Genomic DNA, 21428 nt, shown 5'->3' with positions numbered 1-21428 from the left:
TAGGAACTGCTCGTCATACCCAACAGGAGGAAAGCGATCGCTCTCCATCGAGAGCTGCCGACCATCCTGAGACGGATCGCCCAGACTCACTCAGGATGGGCACTGACAAATCCCGGATGCCAAGGCTGTAGGACGGCTGGTAACGCTATCCTCGGCCCCGATCGCCCAGGAGTCACCGACGACTTAACGGTGAGATGATGGGGAGATTATCCTCAGAACGCTCAAGATTTTGGTGATGACTGCCCCTCTCGCGCAACTTCGCGATCGCTTTCAAGCGGCATTGGCTGCGAGCTTTGGTCCTGAGTGGGCAGGGATCGACCCGCTGCTGGTTCCAGCCACAAACCCCAAGTTTGGTGACTACCAGTCAAATGTGGCAATGTCTCTGGCGAAACAACTGGGGCAGCCACCACGGGCGATCGCTGAAACCCTGGTCAAAAATCTCAACCTGACCGATCTTTGTGAGCCCGCCGCGATCGCTGGGCCAGGCTTCATCAACCTCACCTTGCAGCCCTCCTATCTTGTTGCTCAACTGCAACAACTCCAAACGGATGCACGTCTGGGAATTCAACCCGTAAGTCCTCCTCAACGGGTAATTGTCGATTTCTCTAGCCCCAACATCGCCAAGGAAATGCATGTCGGTCACCTGCGATCGACGATTATTGGCGACAGCATTGCTCGGGTGCTGGAGTTCCAAGGCCATGAGGTGCTGCGGCTCAACCACGTCGGCGATTGGGGCACCCAGTTTGGCATGCTGATCGCCTTCTTACAGGAGCAATATCCTCAGGCTCTCAGTCAGCCAGATGCACTGGATATCAGTGACTTGGTGGCTTTTTATAAGCAGGCCAAAGCGCACTTTGATGCAGATCCATCCTTCCAAGAAACAGCTCGTCAGCGCGTGGTGGATCTGCAGTCAGGCGAGGCCACAGCCCGTCAGGCTTGGCAGTTGCTCTGCGATCAGTCGCGGCGCGAGTTTCAGAAAATCTACGATCGCCTCGATATTCAGCTAGAAGAACGGGGCGAGAGCTTCTACAACCCCTATCTACCGGCGATCGTTGAAGACCTACGGCGACTGGGATTACTCGTTGAGGATCAGGGCGCTCAGTGCGTCTTTCTGGAAGGCTTTCAAAACAAAGAAGGCCAGCCCCTACCGTTGATCGTTCAGAAAAGCGACGGCGGCTATAACTATGCGACGACTGACTTGGCAGCACTCCGCTATCGTCTTGGACGGGACCAAGCCCAACGCATCATCTACGTCACTGATGCAGGGCAGGCAAATCACTTTGCCCAGGTTTTCCAAGTGGCGCAGCGCGCTGGCTGGCTCCCCGTAGAAGCTCGCATTGAGCACGTTCCCTTTGGCTTGGTGCAAGGGGAGGACGGCAAGAAGCTGAAAACTCGCGCTGGCGATACGGTGCGCTTGCGCGACCTTTTAGATGAAGCAGTGGATCGCGCTCGGACAGACCTGACGACTCGTATTGCTGCCGAAGAGCGATCGGAGACACCGGAATTTGTTGAAGCGGTGGCAACAGCGGTAGGTCTTGGCGCAGTCAAATACGCTGACCTCAGCCAGAACCGCAACAGCAACTACATCTTCAGCTTCGACAAGATGTTGGCGTTGCAAGGGAATACGGCTCCTTACTTGCTCTATGCCTACGTGCGGATTCAAGGTATTGCCCGCAAAGGTGGCATTGATTTTTCACAGCTTGACCCTGTTGCCGCAGTGTTAACGGAACCCACCGAGCGATCGCTGGCGAAACAAGTCCTCCAACTGGGCGAGGTGCTTGATGAAGTGGCCCGCGATCTCCTGCCGAATCGCCTCTGCACCTATTTGTTTGAACTGAGTCAAACCTTCAACCAGTTCTACGATCGCTGCCCGATTCTCAATGCTGAGGAACCTCAGCGCACAAGCCGCTTATTGCTCTGTGATCTGACGGCACGCACCCTCAAGCTGGGACTCTCGCTGCTGGGGATTTCGGTGCTAGAGCGAATGTAAGGAGTCGCAAGGGCGATCGCTAATTTAAACATTTTGCGATCGGGCTTGACTCTACAGCTAACTCGAGACTTGAGACTAGGAGCAGTTCCCGCTCCGCTCCTGTCCCGAGAATGACCATGGTTAATCAGCAACTGTTTGCCTTGCGCGGCCTGAGCTGTGCCTCTTGTGCCAGTCGGGTCGAAGCAGCCCTTCAAGCTGTACCGGGTGTTCAAGCTTGCAGCGTCAACTTTGCCGCCGAGCAAGCCAGCGTTCGCTATGACGCAGACCAGACCAGCATTGCGGCCATTCAAGCCGCCGTGGATGCAGCTGGCTATCAAGCATTTCCCGTGCAAGACCCTTGGGAGGCAGAAGACGACAGCCAAGAGCAGCATCGCCGTTCACGCGATCGCCATCAACTTGAGCAGCGAGTCTGGGTGAGTTGCTTCATCGCCAGCCTGTTGGTGATTGGCTCCCTACCCATGATGTTGGGCATCTCAATTCCGGGCTTCCCAATGTGGCTGCACAATCCTTGGCTGCAGTTGGTCTTGACCTTACCCCTGATGTTCTGGTCAGGCCGAAGCTTCTTCATCAATGCCTGGAAAGCATTACGGCAACACACAGCTACGATGGATACCTTGGTGGCAGTTGGCACGGGCGCTGCCTTTCTCTATTCCTTAGCAGTCACGTTGGTTCCCCAATGGCTGACCAGCCAAGGATTGCCACCGGACGTCTACTACGAAGCGATCGCAGTCATCATCGCGCTCTTGCTACTGGGGCGATCGCTAGAGGATCGCGCTAAAGGGCAAACTTCTGCAGCTATTCGGCAGTTGATTGGCTTGCAGCCCAAGACCGCGCGGGTCCTGCGCCAAGGCCAAGAAATCACGCTGCCCATCACCGAAGTGCAAGTCGGGGATGTGGTTCGCATTCGCCCCGGCGAGAAGGTGCCGGTTGATGGCGAGGTGATCGATGGGCGATCGACGGTGGATGAAGCCATGGTCACAGGCGAAAGTCTGCCCGTCGAAAAACAAGCTGGTGATGAAGTGGTTGGTGCCACCCTCAACAAAACCGGCAGTTTGACGGTGCGAGCCACCCGCGTTGGCCGTGAAACCTTTCTGGCGCAGATCGTCCAACTGGTGCAGCAAGCCCAAGCCTCCAAAGCACCGATTCAGCGCTTGGCCGATCAGGTCACGGGCTGGTTTGTCCCAGCGGTGATTGCGATCGCCATCCTCACCTTCGTGCTTTGGTTCAACAGTGTGGGCAACATCACCCTTGCCCTGCTGACCGCCGTTGGGGTGCTGATTATTGCCTGTCCCTGCGCGCTGGGTTTAGCAACCCCGACTTCGATCATGGTCGGGACGGGGAAAGGAGCTGAGTACGGCATTTTGATTAAAAGTGCCGAAAGCCTAGAGCTGGCGCAAAAGATTCAGACCGTCGTTCTCGACAAAACCGGCACTCTCACCCAAGGCCAGCCCAGCGTCACGGATTTTCTGGCTCTCGGCGATCGCGACCAACAGCAAGCTCTACTCGGTTGGGCAGCTAGTCTCGAAAACCACTCTGAGCATCCCTTAGCGGAAGCCATTGTCCGCTACAGCGAAACTCGGGGCATCGCGCTCTCCACGGTCACAGACTTTGAAGCCATTCCGGGCAGCGGCGTTCAGGGTCAGGGCGAGGGTATCTGGCTGCAGATTGGCACCCAGCGCTGGTTCAATGAACTGACCATTGAAACAACAGCACTGCAAAGCCAATGGGAAGCTTGGGAAGCGGCTGGCAAAACTGTGGTCGGGGTAGCTGCAGATGGTCAACTGCAAGCCATCCTCAGCATTGCTGATGCCCTTAAACCCAGCTCCGCTGCTGTGGTGCGATCGCTGCAGCGACTGGGACTGCAAGTGGTGATGCTGACAGGCGATAACCGCCGCACCGCAGAAGCGATCGCCCAAGCCGTTGGCATCACCCAAGTCCTCGCAGAAGTACGCCCCGATCAAAAAGCTGCGCAGGTGGCACAACTGCAAGCCCGAGGTCAGGTCGTCGCCATGGTCGGCGATGGCATCAATGACGCACCCGCTCTGGCTCAGGCCGATGTGGGCATTGCGATCGGCACCGGCACGGATGTTGCGATCGCGGCCAGTGACATCACGCTGATTTCCGGCGACCTACAAGGCATCGTCACGGCGATTCAGTTGTCCCGCGCCACGATGACCAACATTCGCCAGAACCTCTTCTTCGCCTTCATCTACAACGTGGCTGGCATTCCGATTGCCGCTGGCATCCTCTATCCGCTGCTGGGTTGGTTGCTCAGCCCCATGCTGGCCGGCGCCGCCATGGCCTTTAGCTCCGTCTCAGTTGTAACCAATGCCCTGCAACTGCGGCGTTTTCGCCCTGCTCCAATTCGCTAAGCCCTTCCTTTAGAGATTTCCAGCTATGACCTTTCAATCTGTCTTCCTATCCACACTCCTAGCGGTGACTGATCCCGTACCCACTGACATCGCGATCGCCGCGCCCGTCATTGCAACCCGTCACTCCTTTCAGTCTGTCGAACAACCGCCATGGGCGAAAACCACTGTCACCGGTGCAGGACTCGCCCTGATTGGTCTGGAATTGTGGTGGTTTTTGGTCCATCGGACAAAATCCCAAGCCGCCGTGAGCCGGGGCAACTGGCAAGAACTGACGATCACGGTTGATGGCGGCTACACTCCCAATCATCTAATTGTGCAAGCCGGACAGCAACTGCGTTTGAATTTCGATCGCCGCGATCCCAGTCACTGCCTCGACGAGGTGCGCTTCCCCGACTTTCAGATTGCGCAGCAACTGCCAATCAATCAGGTCACTGCGATCGAGTTCACCCCTGCGCAACCGGGGCAGTACGAGTTCACCTGTGGCATGGCAATGTTTCGCGGCATTTTGGAGGTTCGGCCTGCCGTCACGCCCAGCCCAAGCTGACTGCAGTCATCGATCACAGTCCCACAAGTTTTTGGCCATTGGACTTGACTCTACAGCTAGCTCAAGGGTTGAGACTGTAGGCAACCAAGACGTCCTTTCCTTCTATGACCGCCCCGTCTTCAGCCTTGTACAGCCCATTTGGACAACCTGCCATGAAACTTTCTGCACTCCTTGTCAACAGTAGTCTGAGCCTTGGTCTCCTGTTAGGACTCACCTCCCCTGCGATCGCGATGCCAGGGATGGATCACAACCACGATCACCATCAGCACGGAGGCGGCGACCACAGCAGTCATGGCAGCCACGCTCTGCACGATGTTGGTCCTGCCGACGCCACCTACGATCTGCGCTTCATCGATGCCATGATCCAGCACCACTACGGCGCGATTGAGATGGCTAGGGTCACGATCAACCAAGGTCATCCCGGAGCAGGTGCTCTCGCCAGCGAAATTATCTCGGCACAGTCTTGGGAAATCGCCAACATGCTGAGGCAACGGCGACTCCGTTTCCCCGATGCTCCGATCACTCCCGTGCGCTACACCCCGGGTCAGCCTACTGTGCTCAATCAGCTGAAACCGATGACCGAAGCCGATAAAGTAGCAATGCGGATGAGCGGCACGATGGACATGATGGGCGATCGCGGCAAAGCCTTTGCAGCAGCGATGATTCTGCACCACGAGATGGCGATCGCGATGGCAGAAGATGCACTGGCCAAATCTGGCGATTCGTTTGTGCGATCGATTTCGTGGGACATCATTCGTACCCAAAGCGATGAAATCCGCCGCCTACGGGGGCTGCTCTAAAGCGGTTTTAGTCGACTCACTCTTCTTTTAAATCCACTGAGGAGATAGCAATCATGATCCGATTGAACGTACTCAACGCTGGTTTAGCGATCGCCATTGCCCTAGGAGCAGTAGCCCCTGCCTTTGCAGAATCCGCTTCCAGTTGCCCCAAAAGTCAAACGCAAACAACCTGTCCGGCACCGCAGAACCATCAACACAACCACTGAGGCAATTGAAACAGAGGCTGAGGATCAGACCGCTGCATTCCGCAGGCTGCTTCCGAACGCTTACTTCAGCCTCCCTGGAATCTTGGTGCTAGCCTGTCGTTCCGCCTGCCTCCTTACAGCTCACGAGGGTCATCGGACGACTAGTAGTGACAACCCGCGATCGCACCTTTACGCTTGCTTCTGAATCCAGTTCTGGAGCGCCAAGGTCAAAATCGCCACGATCGCCAGGAGCGAAGCGCAGGCAAATGCAGCTGTGGCTTGATATTCCAAGTAGACCCGCTCGACATGGAGGGTCAGTGTGTTGGTGGAGCCAATGATCTTGCCAGAGACCACGGAGACGGCACCAAACTCCCCAATGGCCCGCGCGGTACTCAGCACAATCCCATAGAGCAGCGCAGGACGAATTGCAGGGAGCGTCACCCGCCAGAAGGTTTGCCAAGTCGTGGCCCCCAGACTTTGAGCTGCTTCTTCATCCTCTCGGCTGGCCGTTTGCAGAACCGGAAAAATCTCGCGCGCCACAAAGGGGATCGTCACAAACATCACCGTTAGGACTAACCCCGGTGTGGCGAAGACAATTTTGATCCCCCAGCGATTGACCCAATCTGCCAGCCAGCCAATCTGAGGACTGTAGAGCAGGATCAGCATGAAGCCTGCGACGACTGGTGAAATCGACAGTGGCAGATCGAGCAAGGCCAGAACGATCGCCTGCCCCGGAAAGGATTTCCGCGCCAAGACCCAAGCGATCGCCACACCGAAGACGGTGTTCAGAGGAATCGCGATCGCGGTAATCAGCAACGTCAGACGGATAGCATGTAGGGCTTCGGGTTGGTTGATCCCTTGCCAGTAGGCACCGAGTCCTTCGCCAAAGGCTCCCCAGAAGATGACCAGCAGTGGAAACAGAATAATCAAGGCCAGAAAAGTGAGCCCTGTGCCGATCAAGAGATAGGCTTTCCAAGCCGATGCAGTAACGGCGGGCGATCGCACAAAGACAGAAGGAGCCATCAATATTTGTGGGAGAGACGGAACCAGAGGCCCAAGCTGTTCGTAATCGCGAGCAGCAGCAGGGAGACCACCAACAGCACGAGGGAAACAGCCGTTGCCCCGCTGATATCAAACTCTTCAAACCGTTGATAGACGTAGACGGTCGCCACCAAGGTCTTGTAAGGGATATTGCCGGAGATGATGGTGACCAAGCCGTATTCCCCCAGACCCCGCGCCAGCGCCAAGCTAAAGCCCGTGACTAAGGCAGGAATCAGTTGTGGAAACAACACGCGCCAAAACGTCTGGCTCGGCGTTGCCCCAAGCGTAGCTGCCACTTCCTCCAGCTCCGGCTCCAATTCAGCCAGCACGGGCTGCACCGTCCGCACCACAAAGGGCAGTGTCACGTAGACCATGGCAAAGATGACACCCAGTTGGGAGGCGGTGAAATTAAAGTCCTCGATCCCCACCTGGGCGAGTAGGCGTCCCAACGGGGTCTCCGGTGCCCAAATCTGGGCAATGGTGCCATTGGGACCATAGAGGCTAAACAGGGCAATCCCAGCCACCACCCCCGACATCGCAAAGGGGAGATCGATCAAGGCATCCGCCAGCCGTTTACCCGGAAATTGATAACGCACCAAAATCCAAGCTAGCAACAACCCCAAGAAGGTGTTGAAAATCGCTGCACCCACAGATGCCGTTAACGAGAGCTTGAACGCCTCGATCGCTAGCTCTTGGGTGAGCAACGTGCGGAGATCGTCCGCTGGTTGCAACCAAGCAGCCCGCAGCAGTGCAAGCAGCGGAAAACCCACAACCCCAAAAGCGTAGAGGACGATTGCCAGAATCAAACTGCGCCCGCCCCATCGTTCCCAACGGCTCGACTTTGGCATTAGCGAGCAGCTCTTTGCGCCTGATCGAACAGTGCTCCATCGGCATAGAGCGTTTTGTCAATGGTTGGCCAGCCGCCAAAATCAGCGATCGTTCGCAACTGCTTCACTGGCTTAAATTGCTTGCTATAGCGTTGGAAAACTTGGCGATCGAAGGGACGATAGCCTGCTTCTGCGTAGATCGCTTGAGCTTTAGGCGTGAACAGAAATTGTGTAAATGCCTCAGCCACGCGCCGCGTTCCACGCTTATCAACAACCGTATCGATGACGGTTACCGGAAAATCGACCCGCACATTAGCTGAAGGAACAATGTAGGGAAAATCTCTTGGAACCGCATCATTCGTGACAATAATCTCATTCTCAAAATTGATTAGTGCATCGCCAACTCGGTTCTTGACGAACGCATCTGTGGCTTCCCGACCAGAATTGACTTGAGTTGTGATGTTCTTAGCAAAGTTAAAAAGGAAAGTACGGGCTGAATTCGCGCCTTGTGCTTTCAAAATTGAGCCGTAACCGGCCAAGATACCCCAGCGAGCATTCCCGGAAGTTTTGGGGTTGAGGGATACAAGACTGACACCCGGTCTCGCAAGATCAGCCCAAGTTTGAATCTTCTTAGGATTCCCCGGCCGCACAATAATTCCCATGACTGTTGTGGCTGGCGAGGCATTGTTCGGCAGGCGTTGATTCCAATTGGAGCGTACCAACCCTTTATCAACCAGCGGGGTGACATTGCTGGTGATATTCTGGGCCAGAATATCAGCTTCTAAACCACCCAAAATAGCTCGTGTTTGCGCCCCCGAAGCTCCGTAGGACTCCTTAAATGTCACGGTTTGACCCGTTTTTGCTTTCCACTCCTTTTGGAACTCGGGGATCAGCTTTTCAAAGACTGGCTTGGCGACAGCATAGCTAACTAAGGTGAGTTCTACAGGACGCGACTGTGCATCCGCCTTGGATTGAGACAGTTGTGGCAAGGCGACAAGACTGCCAAAAACAGCCAAGGCCAGCACGGCACGGCGGGTTACTTTCATAGTATTTGATTCGGTAAAAGCTTCTTGCAAGCTAGTTCAAAAGTGAATCCAAAGGCTTGTAATCCAGAAGACAATTTCCGTAAAAAGATTCAGTCAAAAAAGAAATGGGATGACTGAAAAATCTCAATCATCCCTTCGCGCTGAGAGTCACAAATTTTGTGATTAATGCAATCGACCCTGACGTCCTGTGCGTGCTTCTAAAATCGCCTTCAAAACCAACGTTACGAGGGAGATGCCACCCAACAGTAACGCTGCCGTGTAGGACAGGGTGGTCTGGTATTGTTTGTACGCCTCTTCGACAAAAAGAGGCAGAGTTTGAGTTTTACCCGTGATGCTCCCCGAGACGACAGAAACAGCACCAAATTCACCCAAGGCCCGCGCCGTAGTTAGCACCACACCATAGAGCATGCTCCACTTGATGCTGGGCAAAGTGACCCGCCAAAACGTCTGCCAGCCATTAGCCCCGAGGGTACTCGCTGCTTCTTCTGCATCCGTGCCAATCTCTTCGAGGTTCGGAATCACTTCCCGCGCAACGAAGGGCATGGAGACGAAGATTGTGGCTAAAGCCATCCCCGGCCAAGCAAAAATAATTTTGATGTTGTTGCTTTCCAAGAAGGGTCCTAGCCAGCCATTTCGGCCATAGAGCAAGACAATCATCAGACCAGCAACCACTGGCGAGATCGAAAACGGCAGGTCGATCACGCTCAGCAGGAGGGACTTGCCCGGAAACTGCTTGCGGGCGATCGCAAAAGCAGCAGCAAGACCAAACAAGGTGTTGAGGGGAACGCTGATCACCCCCATCAACAGGGTGAGTCGAATCGCCTCTTGTAGGTTGCGATCGCCCAAGTTTTTGATGAAGCCACTCAGTCCTTCACTAAAGGCTTGAACGGCCACATTAGCCGCCGGAATGATGATGATCAAACCGACGTAGAACAGAGATAAGCCAATCAACACCAGGGGCAGGAGCGATTTCGACTCCTTGGCACCGGCAATTTGGCGACGGGCTTTGACGAAAGCAACCATGGGTGTAGCCAGAACAGAAGACAGGAAACAGAAAGCCGATCTAGGCCGAGAGCCGTGCCGGTGGATAGAGCGCCTCGGGGTAGCGCACAATCAAGGCGCGATCGCGACGGCTAATCCGCCCAGCCTGACGAAATTCTCCCAAGAGACGGGTCGTTGTGACGCGGGTAGACCCCGATAGCTCCGCAATTACTTGATGGGTCAGTGGGATCCGCCGCAGATCAATCTCCCAGCCATTGGCGCTGGGGTGACCAAATCGCTCCCCAATCCAGCTCAGCAAATTGGCAAGTTTCGCCTCGGCTCGCCGGAGGCGCGTAATGCTGAGCAGTTGCTCGGTATAGCGCAAACTTCGGACTAAAGACTCGTGGGACTCCAGCGCAGGATCTGTCACAGCCACTACTTCAACGGCTGTCAAGCACTCCAATTCATAAGGATCCAAGCAGCTGAGAGGACGACCAATCAGATCACCTGGTCCCCACAGCCCCAGGCTAATCATGTCGCCCTCTTCGCCCCAAGTCGAGGATCGCACCAGGCCCGACTGAATCTTCCAAATCGTATCGGCCCCCGTGGGCACCATGCCCCGCCGGCCAATCAGCAAACGCGGGGGTGTAGCGATCGCCGCAGTCACGGGCGGCAGTAGGGTTGCGGTCTGTTTGTTAGACATGGGATCTCTCCTGCAAAACGGCAAGCCTTAAAATTCGTCTTCGGGATCCGACCAAAGCTCCACCTCGCGATCGCGTAGGACCGCAAGTGCAGCGGTAATATCCTCGGGAGTCCCCGTGAGCAGCACGTCAAACCAGCCGTCTTCCTCACGGTTCGGCCCTAAATGAGCCGCGAGAATGTTGAATTGCAGTTGACAACTCGCCAGCACATCTCCCATCAACGGCTGATCGCGATATTTCTTTGGGACTTGCAGTCGAACTCGTAGCGTTGCCATCGCGAGACCCTCCGCACGGTTGGGTTAGCCGTTGTAGCGGCTGCTCCAGTTTTGGAGCGCATTAATCACAAACAAAATCACGAGTGAAAACAGCAGCAGGACAGAGCCAATCACCGTCGCACCTGCGTAGTCGTACTGTTCTAGCCGTTCGAAAATGAGAACTGGAGCAATCAAGTCGTCAAACGGCAGGTTGCCCGAAATAATGACCACCGATCCAAACTCACCGACAGCGCGCGAGAAGCCTTGGGCAACCCCAGCCAGGACCCCGGGCAGGATCGGCGGCAGAATGACGCGCCAGAAGGTTTGGGCAGGGCTGGCGCCCAGGGATGCCGCTGCCTCTTCTGCTTCGACTTCCAATTCCAGCAGCAAGGGCTCCACCGTCCGCACCACAAAGGGTAAGGAGATGAAGACCATTGCCAAGAGAACGCCCCAGCGCGTGAAGGCAATTTGAACGCCAAAGGGTTCAAAGAACTGCCCAATCCAGCCCTCACTGCTGTAGACCGTGGCTAGGGTGAGGCCTGCCACCGCCGTCGGCAGGGCAAAAGGGAGATCGATAAAGCTATCGAAGAGCTTTTTACCCGGGAAGTCATAGCGGGTAAGAACCCAAGCGATGATCACCCCAAACACGCCATTCAGCGCTGCTGCAGCCAAAGACAGACCAAAGGTCACTTGGTAGGCCGCAAGGGCAATGGGCTGCGTCGCCAATTCCCAAATTCTCCCGATCGGCAGGGAAGCTGCCTTGAGGAATAAGGCAATGACCGGCACGAACAAAATCAGGGTGAGATACACCCACGTAAACCGCCAAGACCAACTCAGACGAGTCAGCCAAGCCAGAGAAAGAGAGGGAAGACGCAGGGACATGAGGCGACGCTAACAAACAGAAGAGTAATAGTACGGCGCTAGCCAAGCGATCGGAGCAGGGCCGAAACCCTAGCGACCTGCGACCGCCTGTTGCACTTTGTCAAAGATGCCGCCGTCACCAAAGAACTCCGGTTGAACCTTGGCCCAACCGCCCAAATCCGCGACGGTAAACCAGGTTTGAATCTTCGGAAATGCTTCCAGTAGCTTAGGGTCAACACCCTCAGGAACAGCAGGACGAAAACCAACCTTGGCAAACTCGGCTTGGGCTTCGGGGGTGAACAGGAACTGCACAAAGGCTTCACTGACTTCGCGGGTACCACGTTTGTCGACATAGGTATCGACGACAGCTACCGGGCCCTCGATATTGATATTGACCGATGGAATTGCGTAATCGACTTGCTGGCCTTTCTGTTGAGCCAGAATCAGCTCGTTTTCATAGTTAAGCAAAACGTCGGCTTGGCCTTTAGTGAAGACGTCAGTCGATTCCCGTGCATCTTTGGCCAAAATCGGCACATTTTTATAAAGAGCTGTCGTGAATTCCAGCGCTTTCTCTGGTGTTCCACCAGTTTGGGTCACTGAGCCCCAAGCACCGAGGAAATTCCAGCGAGCACCACCAGACGTTTTCGGATTCGCTGTCACGATACGCACATCGGGCTTAATCAAATCAGACCAGTCTTTAATGCCCTTGGGATTACCTTCTTGGGTCACCAAGGCCACAACGGAATTGGTGATGATTCCGTTGTTGGGAACTCGTTGCTGCCAGCCAGACTTGATGAGCCCTGCCTTTTCGATCTGATTGATGTCAGATTCCAAAGCCAGCGCAACAACGTCAGCCTCGAGCCCATCAATCACAGCACGGGTTTGAGAGCCAGAGCCGCCGTAGCTCTGGTTGAAGCGTACTTCCTGGCCCGTTTTTTCTTTCCACTGCGCAGCGAACTTAGGAATGATTTGCTCGTAGGCAGCTTGAGTCACTGCATAGGAAACCAGCGTGACTTCCACAGGTTGGCTGCCACCCCCCGAAGAGGATTGATTGTTGCCGCCGCAGGCTGCGATGGTGAGCACGGTGGCTGTCGCCAGTGCAGCAGATTGGAGGAAGGAGCGGCGAGTCCAAGCAGTCTTCATGGGTTCTTAGAGAAATGGGGCTGGCAATCAGCCGAAACAGGGAGCAAGAATACATTTGAGGAAGCAATCTCCGGTATTTTTTCGGGGATACCGTAGATTTTTCACTGTGCGCAGTGTATCATGCCAGACATACAGTGCAACTAAATTCTCCTGATTTTCCTTGTAGAAACCGGAGATTTCTCGTTGCCAGTCCGCGTTGCGCGTGCCGAAGGATAAAGCTGTGGGTATCCAAGTCAGTCAGGTCAATAAGCAGTTTGGGAACTTTCAAGCCGTCAAGGATGTGGATTTGACGGTGGAAACCGGCAGCCTGGTTGCCTTGCTGGGACCATCGGGGTCAGGAAAGTCCACCTTGCTGCGGTTGATTGCCGGCTTAGAGCAGCCCGATAGTGGTCGCATTTTCCTAACGGGGCGTGATGCCACCGATCAATCGGTGCGCGATCGCCAGATTGGCTTTGTTTTCCAGCACTACGCGCTGTTTAAGCATTTGACCGTTCGCAAAAATATTGCCTTTGGCCTAGAACTCCGCAAACAGTCCAAGGAGAAAGTCCGCGCCCGAGTCGAGGAATTGTTGGAACTGGTGCAGCTGACTGGGTTGGGCGATCGCTATCCCTCGCAGTTGTCGGGGGGGCAGCGGCAACGGGTGGCCTTGGCGCGAGCCTTGGCGGTTCAGCCCCAAGTGTTGCTCTTGGATGAGCCGTTTGGTGCCTTGGATGCCAAGGTTCGTAAGGATCTGCGGAGCTGGCTGCGCAAGCTGCATGACGAAGTGCATGTAACGACGGTGTTTGTCACCCACGACCAAGAAGAAGCGATGGAAGTGGCCGATAGCATTGTGGTGATGAACCACGGCAAGGTCGAGCAGGTCGGATCGCCAGCCGAGATCTACGACAACCCCGCCACCCCGTTTGTGATGAGCTTTATTGGGCCGGTCAACGTCTTGCCCAACAGTTCCCATATCTTCCAAGCCGGTGGCCTAGATACACCGCATCCCGAAGTCTTCCTGCGACCCCACGATATTGAGATCGCGATCGACCCGATTCCCGAGACAGTGCCTGCACGGATTGATCGCATTGTCCACTTGGGCTGGGAGGTCCAAGCCGAAGTTCGTCTGCAGGATGGACAGGTGCTGGTGGCCCACCTTCCCCGCGATCGCTATCGGGATCTGCAACTAGAGCCGGATCAACAGGTCTTTGTGCGGCCTAAACAGGCGCGATCTTTCCCGCTCAATTACTCGATTTAGGACTGAGATCAAAAGCGATCGCCCAACGAGCTTGTCGATCTGCGATCGCGAGGAACAAACACTCAATCAAAAAGCACGGGTGGACGATCATGTGATCATCCACCCGTTGTTTCATCAGCAGGGCAAGGCAGCCATCAGATGATGGCTATGCTTGGGTGAAGCCCAAACCGTTGGCTTCTGCGTAGCGCTGCATAAAGCGCATGAAGCGATCCCACTCGTCAGGGCTGCGCATTAGATAGACCGCTTCAAGACCTGCCGGCTGACCATTGATAAACTTGGCTTTGACTTCCCGCGTTGCCAGTTCGCCTTCATCATCCAGCAAATACATCCCTGTGATGTCTTGGCGAACCTCACCAACGAGGGCCTGCGGTTCATCAAAGTAAAAGGTAGCGGTGCCGCTTTGACCATCGCGCGATCGCGTCAGACGGACATCAGGAACGACGGGCTCGTCAATTCCTCGCGTGAATTGGATCGCAGCGGGCATAGAAGTCGGAGGTGTCAGAACGGTTCCTTCATCATACAAGGCCGATCCCAAGGATCCCCGCAGAGGAGCGCCATACCTGAATCTGGCCATACCTGATCTGACAGTCTGTTACGACATGAAACCTCGGCCTGCTTGTCACGTCTACAGAATGCGGTAGCTTAAAGTGCCCCTGTTGATTGAGTGATGCGAATTCCAGGTTGGCTCTTCTCCCTTGCCCTCCTCAGCCTGCCAGCAGCACCAGGCTGGGCCCAACCCAATGCGGCCTGGCTCGATCAACCTCCGCCTCCGATCCGTGCCCTCCAGCCGCTTGAGGCTGCGCCCCCTTTCGTTGTTCCTGAGGGATCCCGCGATCGCTTAGCGGTGCCCAGTATGCCAATCCCCACAAGTCGACCGGAGGATCCGGGCGTACCGCGCTTCGTCCTCAGCGATCGCTCGTTTAACCCTGCCAGCGGCGACCCGCCCCCGCCCCCGCAGGGCTTGAATGCACCATCGGGTCCGCGCTATCGCCTACTCGTACAAGTGCGCAACAGCGCTGAGCAACAGAGTTTGGCGAGCTTAGTCCCCGACGCCTTTGCCGATGGACAGGGTCGCATGCAAGCCGGTATTTTTCGCGATCGCCAACGGGCTGATCAGCTCCAACAGTCCCTCAGCAGTCTGGGTTTAGCGACGACCTTGGAAGTCCTGCCCTAATCTCCCTGCGTGACACTACGGTTCCAGCAAACCGTGCCTTTCAGCGCAGGATGCAGGGTTAGTCACAAACGGATTGCACTGTCGGTAACTAGAGAGGCAAGTGTCTTTCCTGACCGTCGCTAGGATGATGGTGAAACTAGGCTCAATTCAGGGTTGAAATGAGGCGGCCGGATCACCCCGAGTGTCTGTCTTGCCTGAATGAAGCCCTCCCGCCCTTGGCAACCGGCGAGCACCTCTCATGCTGCAGTGCATTCCCACCCGTTTTGAAGAGCAGCGGCTGGCCGCGCTCTATCGCTACAGCATTCTGGATACACCGCCCGAGCAGTATTTTGATGAGCTGACCCAGCTGATTGCCGCCATTTGTGACGTACCGATCGCGTTGATCAGTTTGGTGGACAGCGATCGCCAGTGGTTTAAGTCAAAAGTGGGCATTGAGGCCGAGTCAGGGCCGCGATCGACCTCATTTTGTGGCCATGCCATCCATCAAGACAGCCTCTTCATCGTGGAGGATGCCCAAGCCGATCCGCGCTTTGCCGATAACCCCTTTGTCACTGAGGAACCCTATGTGCGCTTCTATGCGGGTTCTCCTCTGGTCACCGATGACCAGCAGATCCTTGGGACGCTCTGCGTGATCGATCGCCGACCCCGTCATCTGACGGATCTCCAACAACTGGCGCTACGAACCTTGAGCCATCAAGTGATTCGGGAGCTGGAGCTGCGTCGTGCCCTGTATCTTGCAGACCATCGCTGGACTTTGGCTCGCTTCAAACGACGACTGGGTAATTTGGTGCGCAGTAGTCTCGATCTCGATCAGATTTGCCAATTAGCCGCTCAAGAACTGGGAGAGACTTTGGAAATCGATCACTGCTCCATCAGTCTTTGCACAGAGGCAGTTGCCCTTTGCTCGATGTCGCATTACGTCCGGCCTGAGCACATTCATCACCCTATTCAGTGGCACTTGCCAGACACTCTCGCTGAGAAAGCGCTGCAGCAGGATCAGGCGATCGCGTTTGATCAGTACCCAGCAGAGAAGGCTCCCGCAGTACAGTCGCCCCAATCACTGCTGTTGGTGCGAACCTCGGTCCAAGATCGTGCCAATGGCTTAATTGCCTTAGCGCACTACAGCAGTCGTCATGCTTGGACCAGCGATGAGATCGATTTGCTGGAATCAGTGGCAGTGCAGTTGGGGTTAGCCATTGAGCAGGCTCAGCTCTATCGATCGGTGCAAGCGGCCAACCTTGAGCTGCATCAGTTGGCCTATACCGATCCGCTGACCCAAATTCCTAACCGTCGCGCTTTTGATGAAACCTTTGCGGAGCTGTGGCAAACCGCCCTGTTGCACCAGCAATGGCTGTCGTTGATTGTGGCGGATATCGATCTCTTCAAAACCGTCAACGATCGCTTTGGCTATGAGCAGGGCGATCGCTGTCTCAAGCATGTAGCTCAGACGCTCAAGACTGGCATCCGTCAGCAGCAGGACTTTATTGCTCGGTTTGGCGGTGAAGAGTTTGTGGTGCTCTTGCCCAATACGGATACCGACGGCGCGATCGCTGTGGTGACGAAGCTGCAAGAGCGTTTGGCTCAAAGTGACACTACTCAATTACCCGTCTTGCCAACCCTCAGCTTCGGCATTGGCTCCGTCATTCCACAGCCCCAACACACGCCTGAGCAATTGTTCCGGGTAGCGAATCAAGCCGTGCGTCATGTCAAAGACCATGGACGCAATAGCTTTGCGGCTCGGCTGCTCGCCACTCCAGAGTAAGTGACCGAAACCCTATCCCCAAGGTCAATACCGGCTCGTTTTACCGGTCGCGATCGCGGTCCAACCGGTGTGTGCCTCACCTCCATGAACAGATGGCTGCCCATCGCTACAGCTCTCCAAGTTCAGTCTGACCCTGCATTTTTTAGAACAAGACCTAAGGAAAGCGTGATTTCAGGGATGGATTGGGGGACCAAACCGAACTCTTTTGACAGCTCTGAGGGTTCTACCGATCAATCCCCGACAAGATAAAGAGGTGACTGGGGGCGATCGCTCATCAAGGTGAGGACATGGATTTAATCATTCAATTGCTGATCATGGCTTCGATCGTCGCCATGATGATCAGCCTTGGCTCACAAATCTCCTTTCAAGCCTTGATTCAACTCCAAGCCCAAAGAGCGCTTGTTTTGCGATCGCTCCTGGGTACTAGTGTGCTCTTGCCCCTCATCGGAGCGGGACTGCTGGCGTTGGCGGTGCCGTTCTTGGAACCCCCCGCAAAAGTAGCGATCGCGTTAATGGTGGTCTGCCCCAGTGCACCCCTAGCTCAGCTCCGAGCAGCCAAAGCTGGTGGCAATCATCTCCTCGCTGTGCGGATTCAACTGAGTGCCGCGATCGCGGCGATCGTCACGGTTCCCGTGTTTGTCTACGCCTACACCGCGACTTTTGGTGCTAGCGTTTGGACCCTCTCACCCTTAACCGTGGCGATTCAAGTCTTAGGGGTGCAAGTGCTGCCAGTCCTGTTGGGGATGCTGTGGAAGTCCCTATCACCCACCACGGCAACACGCCTGCATCCGTGGGTGGTGGCGATCGCCCAAGGGATGGTCATTGTTCTCAGTCTGCTGATTCTGCTCAAGGTTTCGCCCTTGATTTGGCAGTTCTTTCGCGGCAATGGCGTGGCCTTAATCACAATGCTGGTCCTCATTGCTCTCTCCCTTGGCTTAGGGCAGCGCCTTGCCGGTCGCGACACTACGCATCAGACCACTGTGGCTGTGGTCACAGCAATGCGAAATCCGGGATTGGCATTGCTGCTGGCTCATCAAGATCCATCCCTAGCGATCCCGTCCGTTACCATCGGCATTTTGAGCTATCTACTGCTTACCCTCATCGGGGTCACCCTCTACCAGGTTTGGCATCACGAGCGCTGAACTCTCGCGCTCAGAAGGAAGGATATGGATGGGAGCTTCAGGTTTCGTGACGCTCAGGCGGCAATGAGTGAGGCGATCGCTCTGACATGGGGATCCTCCCAGCCCAGAGCCGTCAGAGCTTGGTCGAGCCGGAGCACATACTCGGTATTGCTGCCGCTAGGCCCGTGACTACGGCGTACCTGATCAGCGATCGTGGGCACAGGAGTAGGGCCTGCAAAGCGTGGATTTTGAGCTTGTGCCACATAGACGATCGCCGTGACTTGCCGCTGGTCTTGCAGTTCGATTGCAAGTTTCTGCCGGTCGTAGCCATCCTTCTCGCGATAGTCGAGAGCAGCCAGCGTCGCTTCCACATCACCAGCAAGCTGAAATGCCACTCCCACGCATTCTGCCTGTGCATCTGGAACTAAGGTCACAACTCGTCCGGGCTGGCTGGGTGTGCCGCGATGATCCGTAGACAGTTGCCAAAAGCGGCGCTTCCATCCGCGTAATACTGCTGGCTGGCGATCTTGCCATGCAAAGTCAGGCCGCCAAATCAGTGAGCCATAGGCAAAAATCCAAGGTGCGATCGCCATGCTGGGCTGGTTCAGAACTGCGTTGAGGAGAGTTTAACGGAGCGAGGCAAGCCCTGAACTAGAGTAGATCCGAGCCTGCCAGAGTTGTCCTATGCCCCAGCATCACCGCTTTTTCTCGCTTGGTTTTGATGGCAGCGATCGCCCCAGTTTTGAATTGCCTGGAGCCAAGCCACACTACGTGCCCGATCGCCCAGGTCAGGTGGAGCATATTGCGCTGGATTTGACGCTGGATTTGCAACAGCAGCAAGTGGCAGGAACCTGTCAGATTCGCCTCAAGCCGGTGCGCGATGGCATTGAGCTGCTGGAATTGGATGCGGTTCAACAGCAGATTGAAGCAGTGAATGTCGGGCGACGATCGGCGCGATTTGACTATGACGGAGAGCGCCTGCGCATTTACTTGCCCAATGCCACCAAAGCAGGGCGATCGCTAGAAATTACGATTCACTACCGACTCGATCGCCCGCAGCGCGGGCTCTACTTCATCCAGCCGGATGAGGACTATCCAAATAAGCCTGTTCAGGTTTGGACGCAGGGCGAGGATGAAGACTCGCGCTATTGGTTCCCCTGCTTCGACTATCCGGGGCAACTGGCAACAAGCGAACTCAAGGTGACGCTGCCCAAGCCCTACCGTGCCATCTCAAATGGCGAGGCGATCGCGGTTACGGATTTAGGCAATCAGCAACAGTTTCACTGGCGGCAGTCGGAGCCGCATCCCACCTACCTGATGACGTTAGCAGTGGGTGACTTTGCAGAGCTTGAGGATAGCTGGGATGGCATTCCCATCCGCTACTACGTCGAAAAAGGTCGCGAAGACCAGGGCCTGCGCACCATGGGCAAAACGCCGCGCATGGTTGAGTTCTTCAGCCGCACTTTTGGCTATCGCTATCCCTTCGTCCAGTACGCGCAAGTCTGCGTCGATGACTTCATCTTCGGCGGTATGGAAAACACCGCCTGCACCCTCCTGACCGATCGCTGCCTGCTGGATGAACGGGCCGCGATCGATAACCGCAGCTCGGAAACATTAGTCGCCCACGAACTTGCACACCAATGGTTCGGCGACCTGCTGGTGATTCGCCACTGGTCCCATGGCTGGATCAAGGAGGGGATGGCGACCTACTCCGAAAGCCTCTGGATTGACCATGAGTACGGCGCGGATGAGGCAGCTTACTACCGTCTGCAGACTCTACGTAGCTATCTCGACGAAGACCGCAATCGCTACCGCCGCCCAATCGTCACCCACGTCTACCGCGAAGCGATCGAACTCTACGATCGCCACCTTTACGAGAAGGGGGCTTGCGTCTATCACCTGCTGCGGACGGAACTCGGCGAAGAACTGTTCTGGGCTTCCATCCATCGATTCGTGCAGCAACATGCTCATCAAACGGTGGAGACCGTCGATCTCCTGCGCAGTATCGAGCAGACCACAGGGCGGAACCTGCTGCCACTATTTGATCAGTACGTCTTCCGAGGCGGCCATCCCGACTTCAAAGTCAGCTACAGCTGGGATGCCGATGCCAAGCTCGCCAAGCTAACGGTACAGCAGACCCAATCAAAAGACGGCAAGGATTTATTTGACCTAACGGTACCGATCGCCTTCTGTCAGTTGCGGGGCCGTGGCCGTCGTGTGGAAACCGAAAGCCAAGTCTTCCGACTCCGCATCCACGAAGCAGAACAAACCTTCTATCTACCGCTGGCAACTAAGCCCGATTTCATCAGCTTTGATGTCGGCAACCATGCCCTCAAGACTGTCGAGCTGGATTACCCGCTGGCTGAACTGCGATCGCAGTTGCAGCACGATTCTGATCCGGTATCGCGGATTCAAGCTGCAACAGCACTAGCGAAACTGGGAGGGCGGGAAGCGATCGCAGCCCTCGCTGATGCGCTGCACAAGGATGCGTTCTGGGGTGTCCGCGCTGAGATTGCCGGGCAACTCGGCAGCATCGGCCTCGAAGCTGCGGAGACTGCATTGATTAAAGCGGTTAAAGATAGCGACCCTCGCGTTCGTCGCGCTGTGTTTACAGCCCTTGGGCAGAGCCGTAGTCGCGATCGCTATCGGGCGTTGAAAGCGGCGGTCGAAGCCGGAGATGCTAGCTACTACGCCGAAGCAAGTGCCATCACCGCGCTAGCTCAGGTTGCTAGCCAACCGATCGGCGGCGATCGCAAAGATAAAGCCGTGGTCAAGCTGCTCAAGACCGTCCTCAAAGAGCGATCGGGCTGGAATGAGGTGGTGCGATCGGCAGCTGTAACAGCGCTGGCGCAGTTCTCCGACTCTGCGGAAGCCCTAGAGCTGATCGAAGCACAAACCCTGCGGGGTGTGCCGCAACCGCTGCGGCTAGCCGCTATTCGGGCGCTGGGTCCTGTTTCGGCAGGTCAGACGGAAGCCGCGATCGCTCGTATCCTCGCGACCCTACAAAGCTTGGCGCAGGAGGACTTCTTCTTGACTCAGGTTGCAGTCGTCATGTCCTTGGGGCGGATGAAAACACCGAAAGCCTTGGCACTGCTCCAAACCCTCGCAGCCACCAGTTTGGATGGCCGGGTCAAGCGGCTGGCAGATGAAGCGATCGCCCGTGTCCAGAAGCAACTGGGGCCGGATCAATCCTTCAAGCAGCTACGCGAGGAAGTCGATCAACTACGCCAAGAAAATCAAAAGCTGCAAAACCGTTTGTTAGCCCTCGAAGCCAAGCAGTAACGCTCTGGGAATGGCAGAGGTTGGATGGTGCAGTCGCTCAAAACTTGGGCGATCGCACTTCTTTTTCTAAAAAAAGCTCCCGCTGGGCTAAGACCTCAACGGGAGCT

At 55.8% G+C, this 21428-nt stretch carries 20 protein-coding genes; 10 read left to right on the top strand and 10 right to left on the bottom strand.

The window, feature by feature from the left end:
* The first annotated feature begins 235 nt into the window (after positions 1-235).
* From argS to DOP62_RS01020, 5 genes are all read left to right on the top strand, one after another.
* A complete protein-coding gene (gene argS, locus DOP62_RS01040) occupies positions 236-1990 on the top strand; it encodes an arginine--tRNA ligase (protein ID WP_208673854.1) in 1755 nt (584 codons plus the stop codon).
* 116 nt (positions 1991-2106) lie between these two features.
* A complete protein-coding gene (locus DOP62_RS01035) occupies positions 2107-4362 on the top strand; it encodes a heavy metal translocating P-type ATPase (RefSeq protein WP_208677071.1) in 2256 nt (751 codons plus the stop codon).
* Between the two features lie 25 nt (positions 4363-4387).
* Positions 4388-4906 carry a cupredoxin domain-containing protein gene (locus tag DOP62_RS01030; protein ID WP_208673853.1) on the top strand — a complete coding sequence of 173 codons (519 nt, stop codon included), beginning with the start codon at positions 4388-4390 and terminating at the stop codon, positions 4904-4906.
* Between the two features lie 152 nt (positions 4907-5058).
* On the top strand, positions 5059-5706 hold the full coding sequence (locus DOP62_RS01025; protein ID WP_208673852.1) for a DUF305 domain-containing protein: 648 nt from the start codon (positions 5059-5061) through the stop codon (positions 5704-5706).
* Positions 5707-5759: 53 nt separating this feature from the next.
* On the top strand, positions 5760-5912 hold the full coding sequence (locus DOP62_RS01020) for a hypothetical protein (RefSeq protein WP_208673851.1): 153 nt from the start codon (positions 5760-5762) through the stop codon (positions 5910-5912).
* 168 nt (positions 5913-6080) lie between these two features.
* Here DOP62_RS01020 and cysW (DOP62_RS01015) read toward each other — a convergent pair whose 3' ends face one another.
* From cysW (DOP62_RS01015) to DOP62_RS00980, 8 genes are all read right to left on the bottom strand, one after another.
* Positions 6081-6914 carry a sulfate ABC transporter permease subunit CysW gene (gene cysW / locus DOP62_RS01015; RefSeq protein ID WP_208673848.1) on the bottom strand — a complete coding sequence of 278 codons (834 nt, stop codon included), beginning with the start codon at positions 6912-6914 and terminating at the stop codon, positions 6081-6083.
* The gene (gene cysT / locus DOP62_RS01010) at positions 6914-7780 is read right to left on the bottom strand and encodes a sulfate ABC transporter permease subunit CysT (protein WP_208673846.1); all 867 of its coding nucleotides are present in this window, start codon (positions 7778-7780) and stop codon (positions 6914-6916) included. Before cysT (DOP62_RS01010) ends, cysW (DOP62_RS01015) begins: the two co-directional genes overlap by 1 nt.
* Positions 7780-8835: a sulfate ABC transporter substrate-binding protein gene (locus DOP62_RS01005; protein ID WP_261789838.1), complete on the bottom strand. Its 1056-nt coding sequence runs from the start codon at positions 8833-8835 to the stop codon at positions 7780-7782. The genes cysT (DOP62_RS01010) and DOP62_RS01005 overlap by 1 nt, the downstream gene beginning before the upstream one ends.
* A 132-nt stretch (positions 8836-8967) precedes the next feature.
* Positions 8968-9828, bottom strand: coding sequence for a sulfate ABC transporter permease subunit CysW (gene cysW, locus DOP62_RS01000; RefSeq protein ID WP_208673844.1), 861 nt, complete (start codon positions 9826-9828; stop codon positions 8968-8970).
* Positions 9829-9868: 40 nt separating this feature from the next.
* Positions 9869-10489: a Crp/Fnr family transcriptional regulator gene (locus DOP62_RS00995; protein WP_208673842.1), complete on the bottom strand. Its 621-nt coding sequence runs from the start codon at positions 10487-10489 to the stop codon at positions 9869-9871.
* 27 nt (positions 10490-10516) lie between these two features.
* Positions 10517-10762: an NIL domain-containing protein gene (locus DOP62_RS00990; RefSeq protein ID WP_208673840.1), complete on the bottom strand. Its 246-nt coding sequence runs from the start codon at positions 10760-10762 to the stop codon at positions 10517-10519.
* A 24-nt stretch (positions 10763-10786) separates the two neighbouring features.
* A complete protein-coding gene (gene cysT, locus DOP62_RS00985) occupies positions 10787-11623 on the bottom strand; it encodes a sulfate ABC transporter permease subunit CysT (protein WP_208673837.1) in 837 nt (278 codons plus the stop codon).
* Between the two features lie 69 nt (positions 11624-11692).
* Entirely contained in the window at positions 11693-12745 is a 1053-nt protein-coding gene (locus tag DOP62_RS00980; protein ID WP_208673831.1) for a sulfate ABC transporter substrate-binding protein, read from the bottom strand.
* Between the two features lie 220 nt (positions 12746-12965).
* On the opposite strand from DOP62_RS00980, the gene DOP62_RS00975 reads away from it, so the two are divergent.
* The gene (locus tag DOP62_RS00975; protein ID WP_208677069.1) at positions 12966-13982 is read left to right on the top strand and encodes a sulfate/molybdate ABC transporter ATP-binding protein; all 1017 of its coding nucleotides are present in this window, start codon (positions 12966-12968) and stop codon (positions 13980-13982) included.
* Positions 13983-14127: 145 nt separating this feature from the next.
* Here DOP62_RS00975 and psb28 read toward each other — a convergent pair whose 3' ends face one another.
* Positions 14128-14466 (bottom strand): photosystem II reaction center protein Psb28, encoded by a 339-nt coding sequence (gene psb28 / locus DOP62_RS00970; protein ID WP_208673830.1) that lies wholly within the window; start codon positions 14464-14466, stop codon positions 14128-14130.
* A gap of 183 nt (positions 14467-14649) precedes the next feature.
* Between psb28 and DOP62_RS00965 the strand changes: the two genes are divergently transcribed.
* From DOP62_RS00965 to DOP62_RS00955, 3 genes are all read left to right on the top strand, one after another.
* A complete protein-coding gene (locus DOP62_RS00965; RefSeq protein ID WP_208673829.1) occupies positions 14650-15156 on the top strand; it encodes a hypothetical protein in 507 nt (168 codons plus the stop codon).
* A 238-nt stretch (positions 15157-15394) separates the two neighbouring features.
* Positions 15395-16918 (top strand): sensor domain-containing diguanylate cyclase, encoded by a 1524-nt coding sequence (locus tag DOP62_RS00960; protein ID WP_208673828.1) that lies wholly within the window; start codon positions 15395-15397, stop codon positions 16916-16918.
* Positions 16919-17205: 287 nt separating this feature from the next.
* Positions 17206-18060, top strand: a complete 855-nt coding sequence (locus DOP62_RS00955) for a bile acid:sodium symporter family protein (RefSeq protein ID WP_261789837.1) — start codon at positions 17206-17208, stop codon at positions 18058-18060.
* Positions 18061-18113: 53 nt separating this feature from the next.
* Here DOP62_RS00955 and DOP62_RS00950 read toward each other — a convergent pair whose 3' ends face one another.
* On the bottom strand, positions 18114-18632 hold the full coding sequence (locus DOP62_RS00950) for a gamma-glutamylcyclotransferase (protein WP_208673827.1): 519 nt from the start codon (positions 18630-18632) through the stop codon (positions 18114-18116).
* Between the two features lie 91 nt (positions 18633-18723).
* Between DOP62_RS00950 and DOP62_RS00945 the strand changes: the two genes are divergently transcribed.
* Complete coding sequence (locus DOP62_RS00945) at positions 18724-21321, top strand: M1 family metallopeptidase (RefSeq protein ID WP_208673826.1); 2598 nt, start codon at positions 18724-18726, stop codon at positions 21319-21321.
* Positions 21322-21428 lie beyond the last annotated feature (107 nt).

It is taken from the genome of Synechococcus elongatus PCC 11801, assembly GCF_003846445.2.
Classification (GTDB): Bacteria; Cyanobacteriota; Cyanobacteriia; order Synechococcales; family Synechococcaceae; genus Synechococcus; species Synechococcus elongatus_A.
This window is presented reverse-complemented; position numbering and strand designations above follow the sequence as displayed.

Bases quoted from the DNA above. Each gene is read 5' to 3' on its own strand.
- psb28 (WP_208673830.1), bottom strand. From the start codon at position 14,466: ATGCCCGCTGCGATCCAATTCACGCGAGGAATTGACGAGCCCGTCGTT.
- DOP62_RS01035 (WP_208677071.1), top strand. From the start codon at position 2,107: ATGGTTAATCAGCAACTGTTTGCCTTGCGCGGCCTGAGCTGTGCCTCT.
- DOP62_RS00995 (WP_208673842.1), bottom strand. From the start codon at position 10,489: ATGTCTAACAAACAGACCGCAACCCTACTGCCGCCCGTGACTGCGGCG.
- DOP62_RS00990 (WP_208673840.1), bottom strand. From the start codon at position 10,762: ATGGCAACGCTACGAGTTCGACTGCAAGTCCCAAAGAAATATCGCGAT.
- cysT (WP_208673837.1), bottom strand. From the start codon at position 11,623: ATGTCCCTGCGTCTTCCCTCTCTTTCTCTGGCTTGGCTGACTCGTCTG.
- DOP62_RS01030 (WP_208673853.1), top strand. From the start codon at position 4,388: ATGACCTTTCAATCTGTCTTCCTATCCACACTCCTAGCGGTGACTGAT.
- DOP62_RS01020 (WP_208673851.1), top strand. From the start codon at position 5,760: ATGATCCGATTGAACGTACTCAACGCTGGTTTAGCGATCGCCATTGCC.
- DOP62_RS00980 (WP_208673831.1), bottom strand. From the start codon at position 12,745: ATGAAGACTGCTTGGACTCGCCGCTCCTTCCTCCAATCTGCTGCACTG.
- DOP62_RS00960 (WP_208673828.1), top strand. From the start codon at position 15,395: ATGCTGCAGTGCATTCCCACCCGTTTTGAAGAGCAGCGGCTGGCCGCG.
- DOP62_RS00955 (WP_261789837.1), top strand. From the start codon at position 17,206: ATGGATTTAATCATTCAATTGCTGATCATGGCTTCGATCGTCGCCATG.
- cysW (WP_208673844.1), bottom strand. From the start codon at position 9,828: ATGGTTGCTTTCGTCAAAGCCCGTCGCCAAATTGCCGGTGCCAAGGAG.
- DOP62_RS00945 (WP_208673826.1), top strand. From the start codon at position 18,724: ATGCCCCAGCATCACCGCTTTTTCTCGCTTGGTTTTGATGGCAGCGAT.
- cysT (WP_208673846.1), bottom strand. From the start codon at position 7,780: ATGCCAAAGTCGAGCCGTTGGGAACGATGGGGCGGGCGCAGTTTGATT.
- DOP62_RS00950 (WP_208673827.1), bottom strand. From the start codon at position 18,632: ATGGCGATCGCACCTTGGATTTTTGCCTATGGCTCACTGATTTGGCGG.
- DOP62_RS01025 (WP_208673852.1), top strand. From the start codon at position 5,059: ATGAAACTTTCTGCACTCCTTGTCAACAGTAGTCTGAGCCTTGGTCTC.
- argS (WP_208673854.1), top strand. From the start codon at position 236: ATGACTGCCCCTCTCGCGCAACTTCGCGATCGCTTTCAAGCGGCATTG.
- cysW (WP_208673848.1), bottom strand. From the start codon at position 6,914: ATGGCTCCTTCTGTCTTTGTGCGATCGCCCGCCGTTACTGCATCGGCT.
- DOP62_RS00965 (WP_208673829.1), top strand. From the start codon at position 14,650: ATGCGAATTCCAGGTTGGCTCTTCTCCCTTGCCCTCCTCAGCCTGCCA.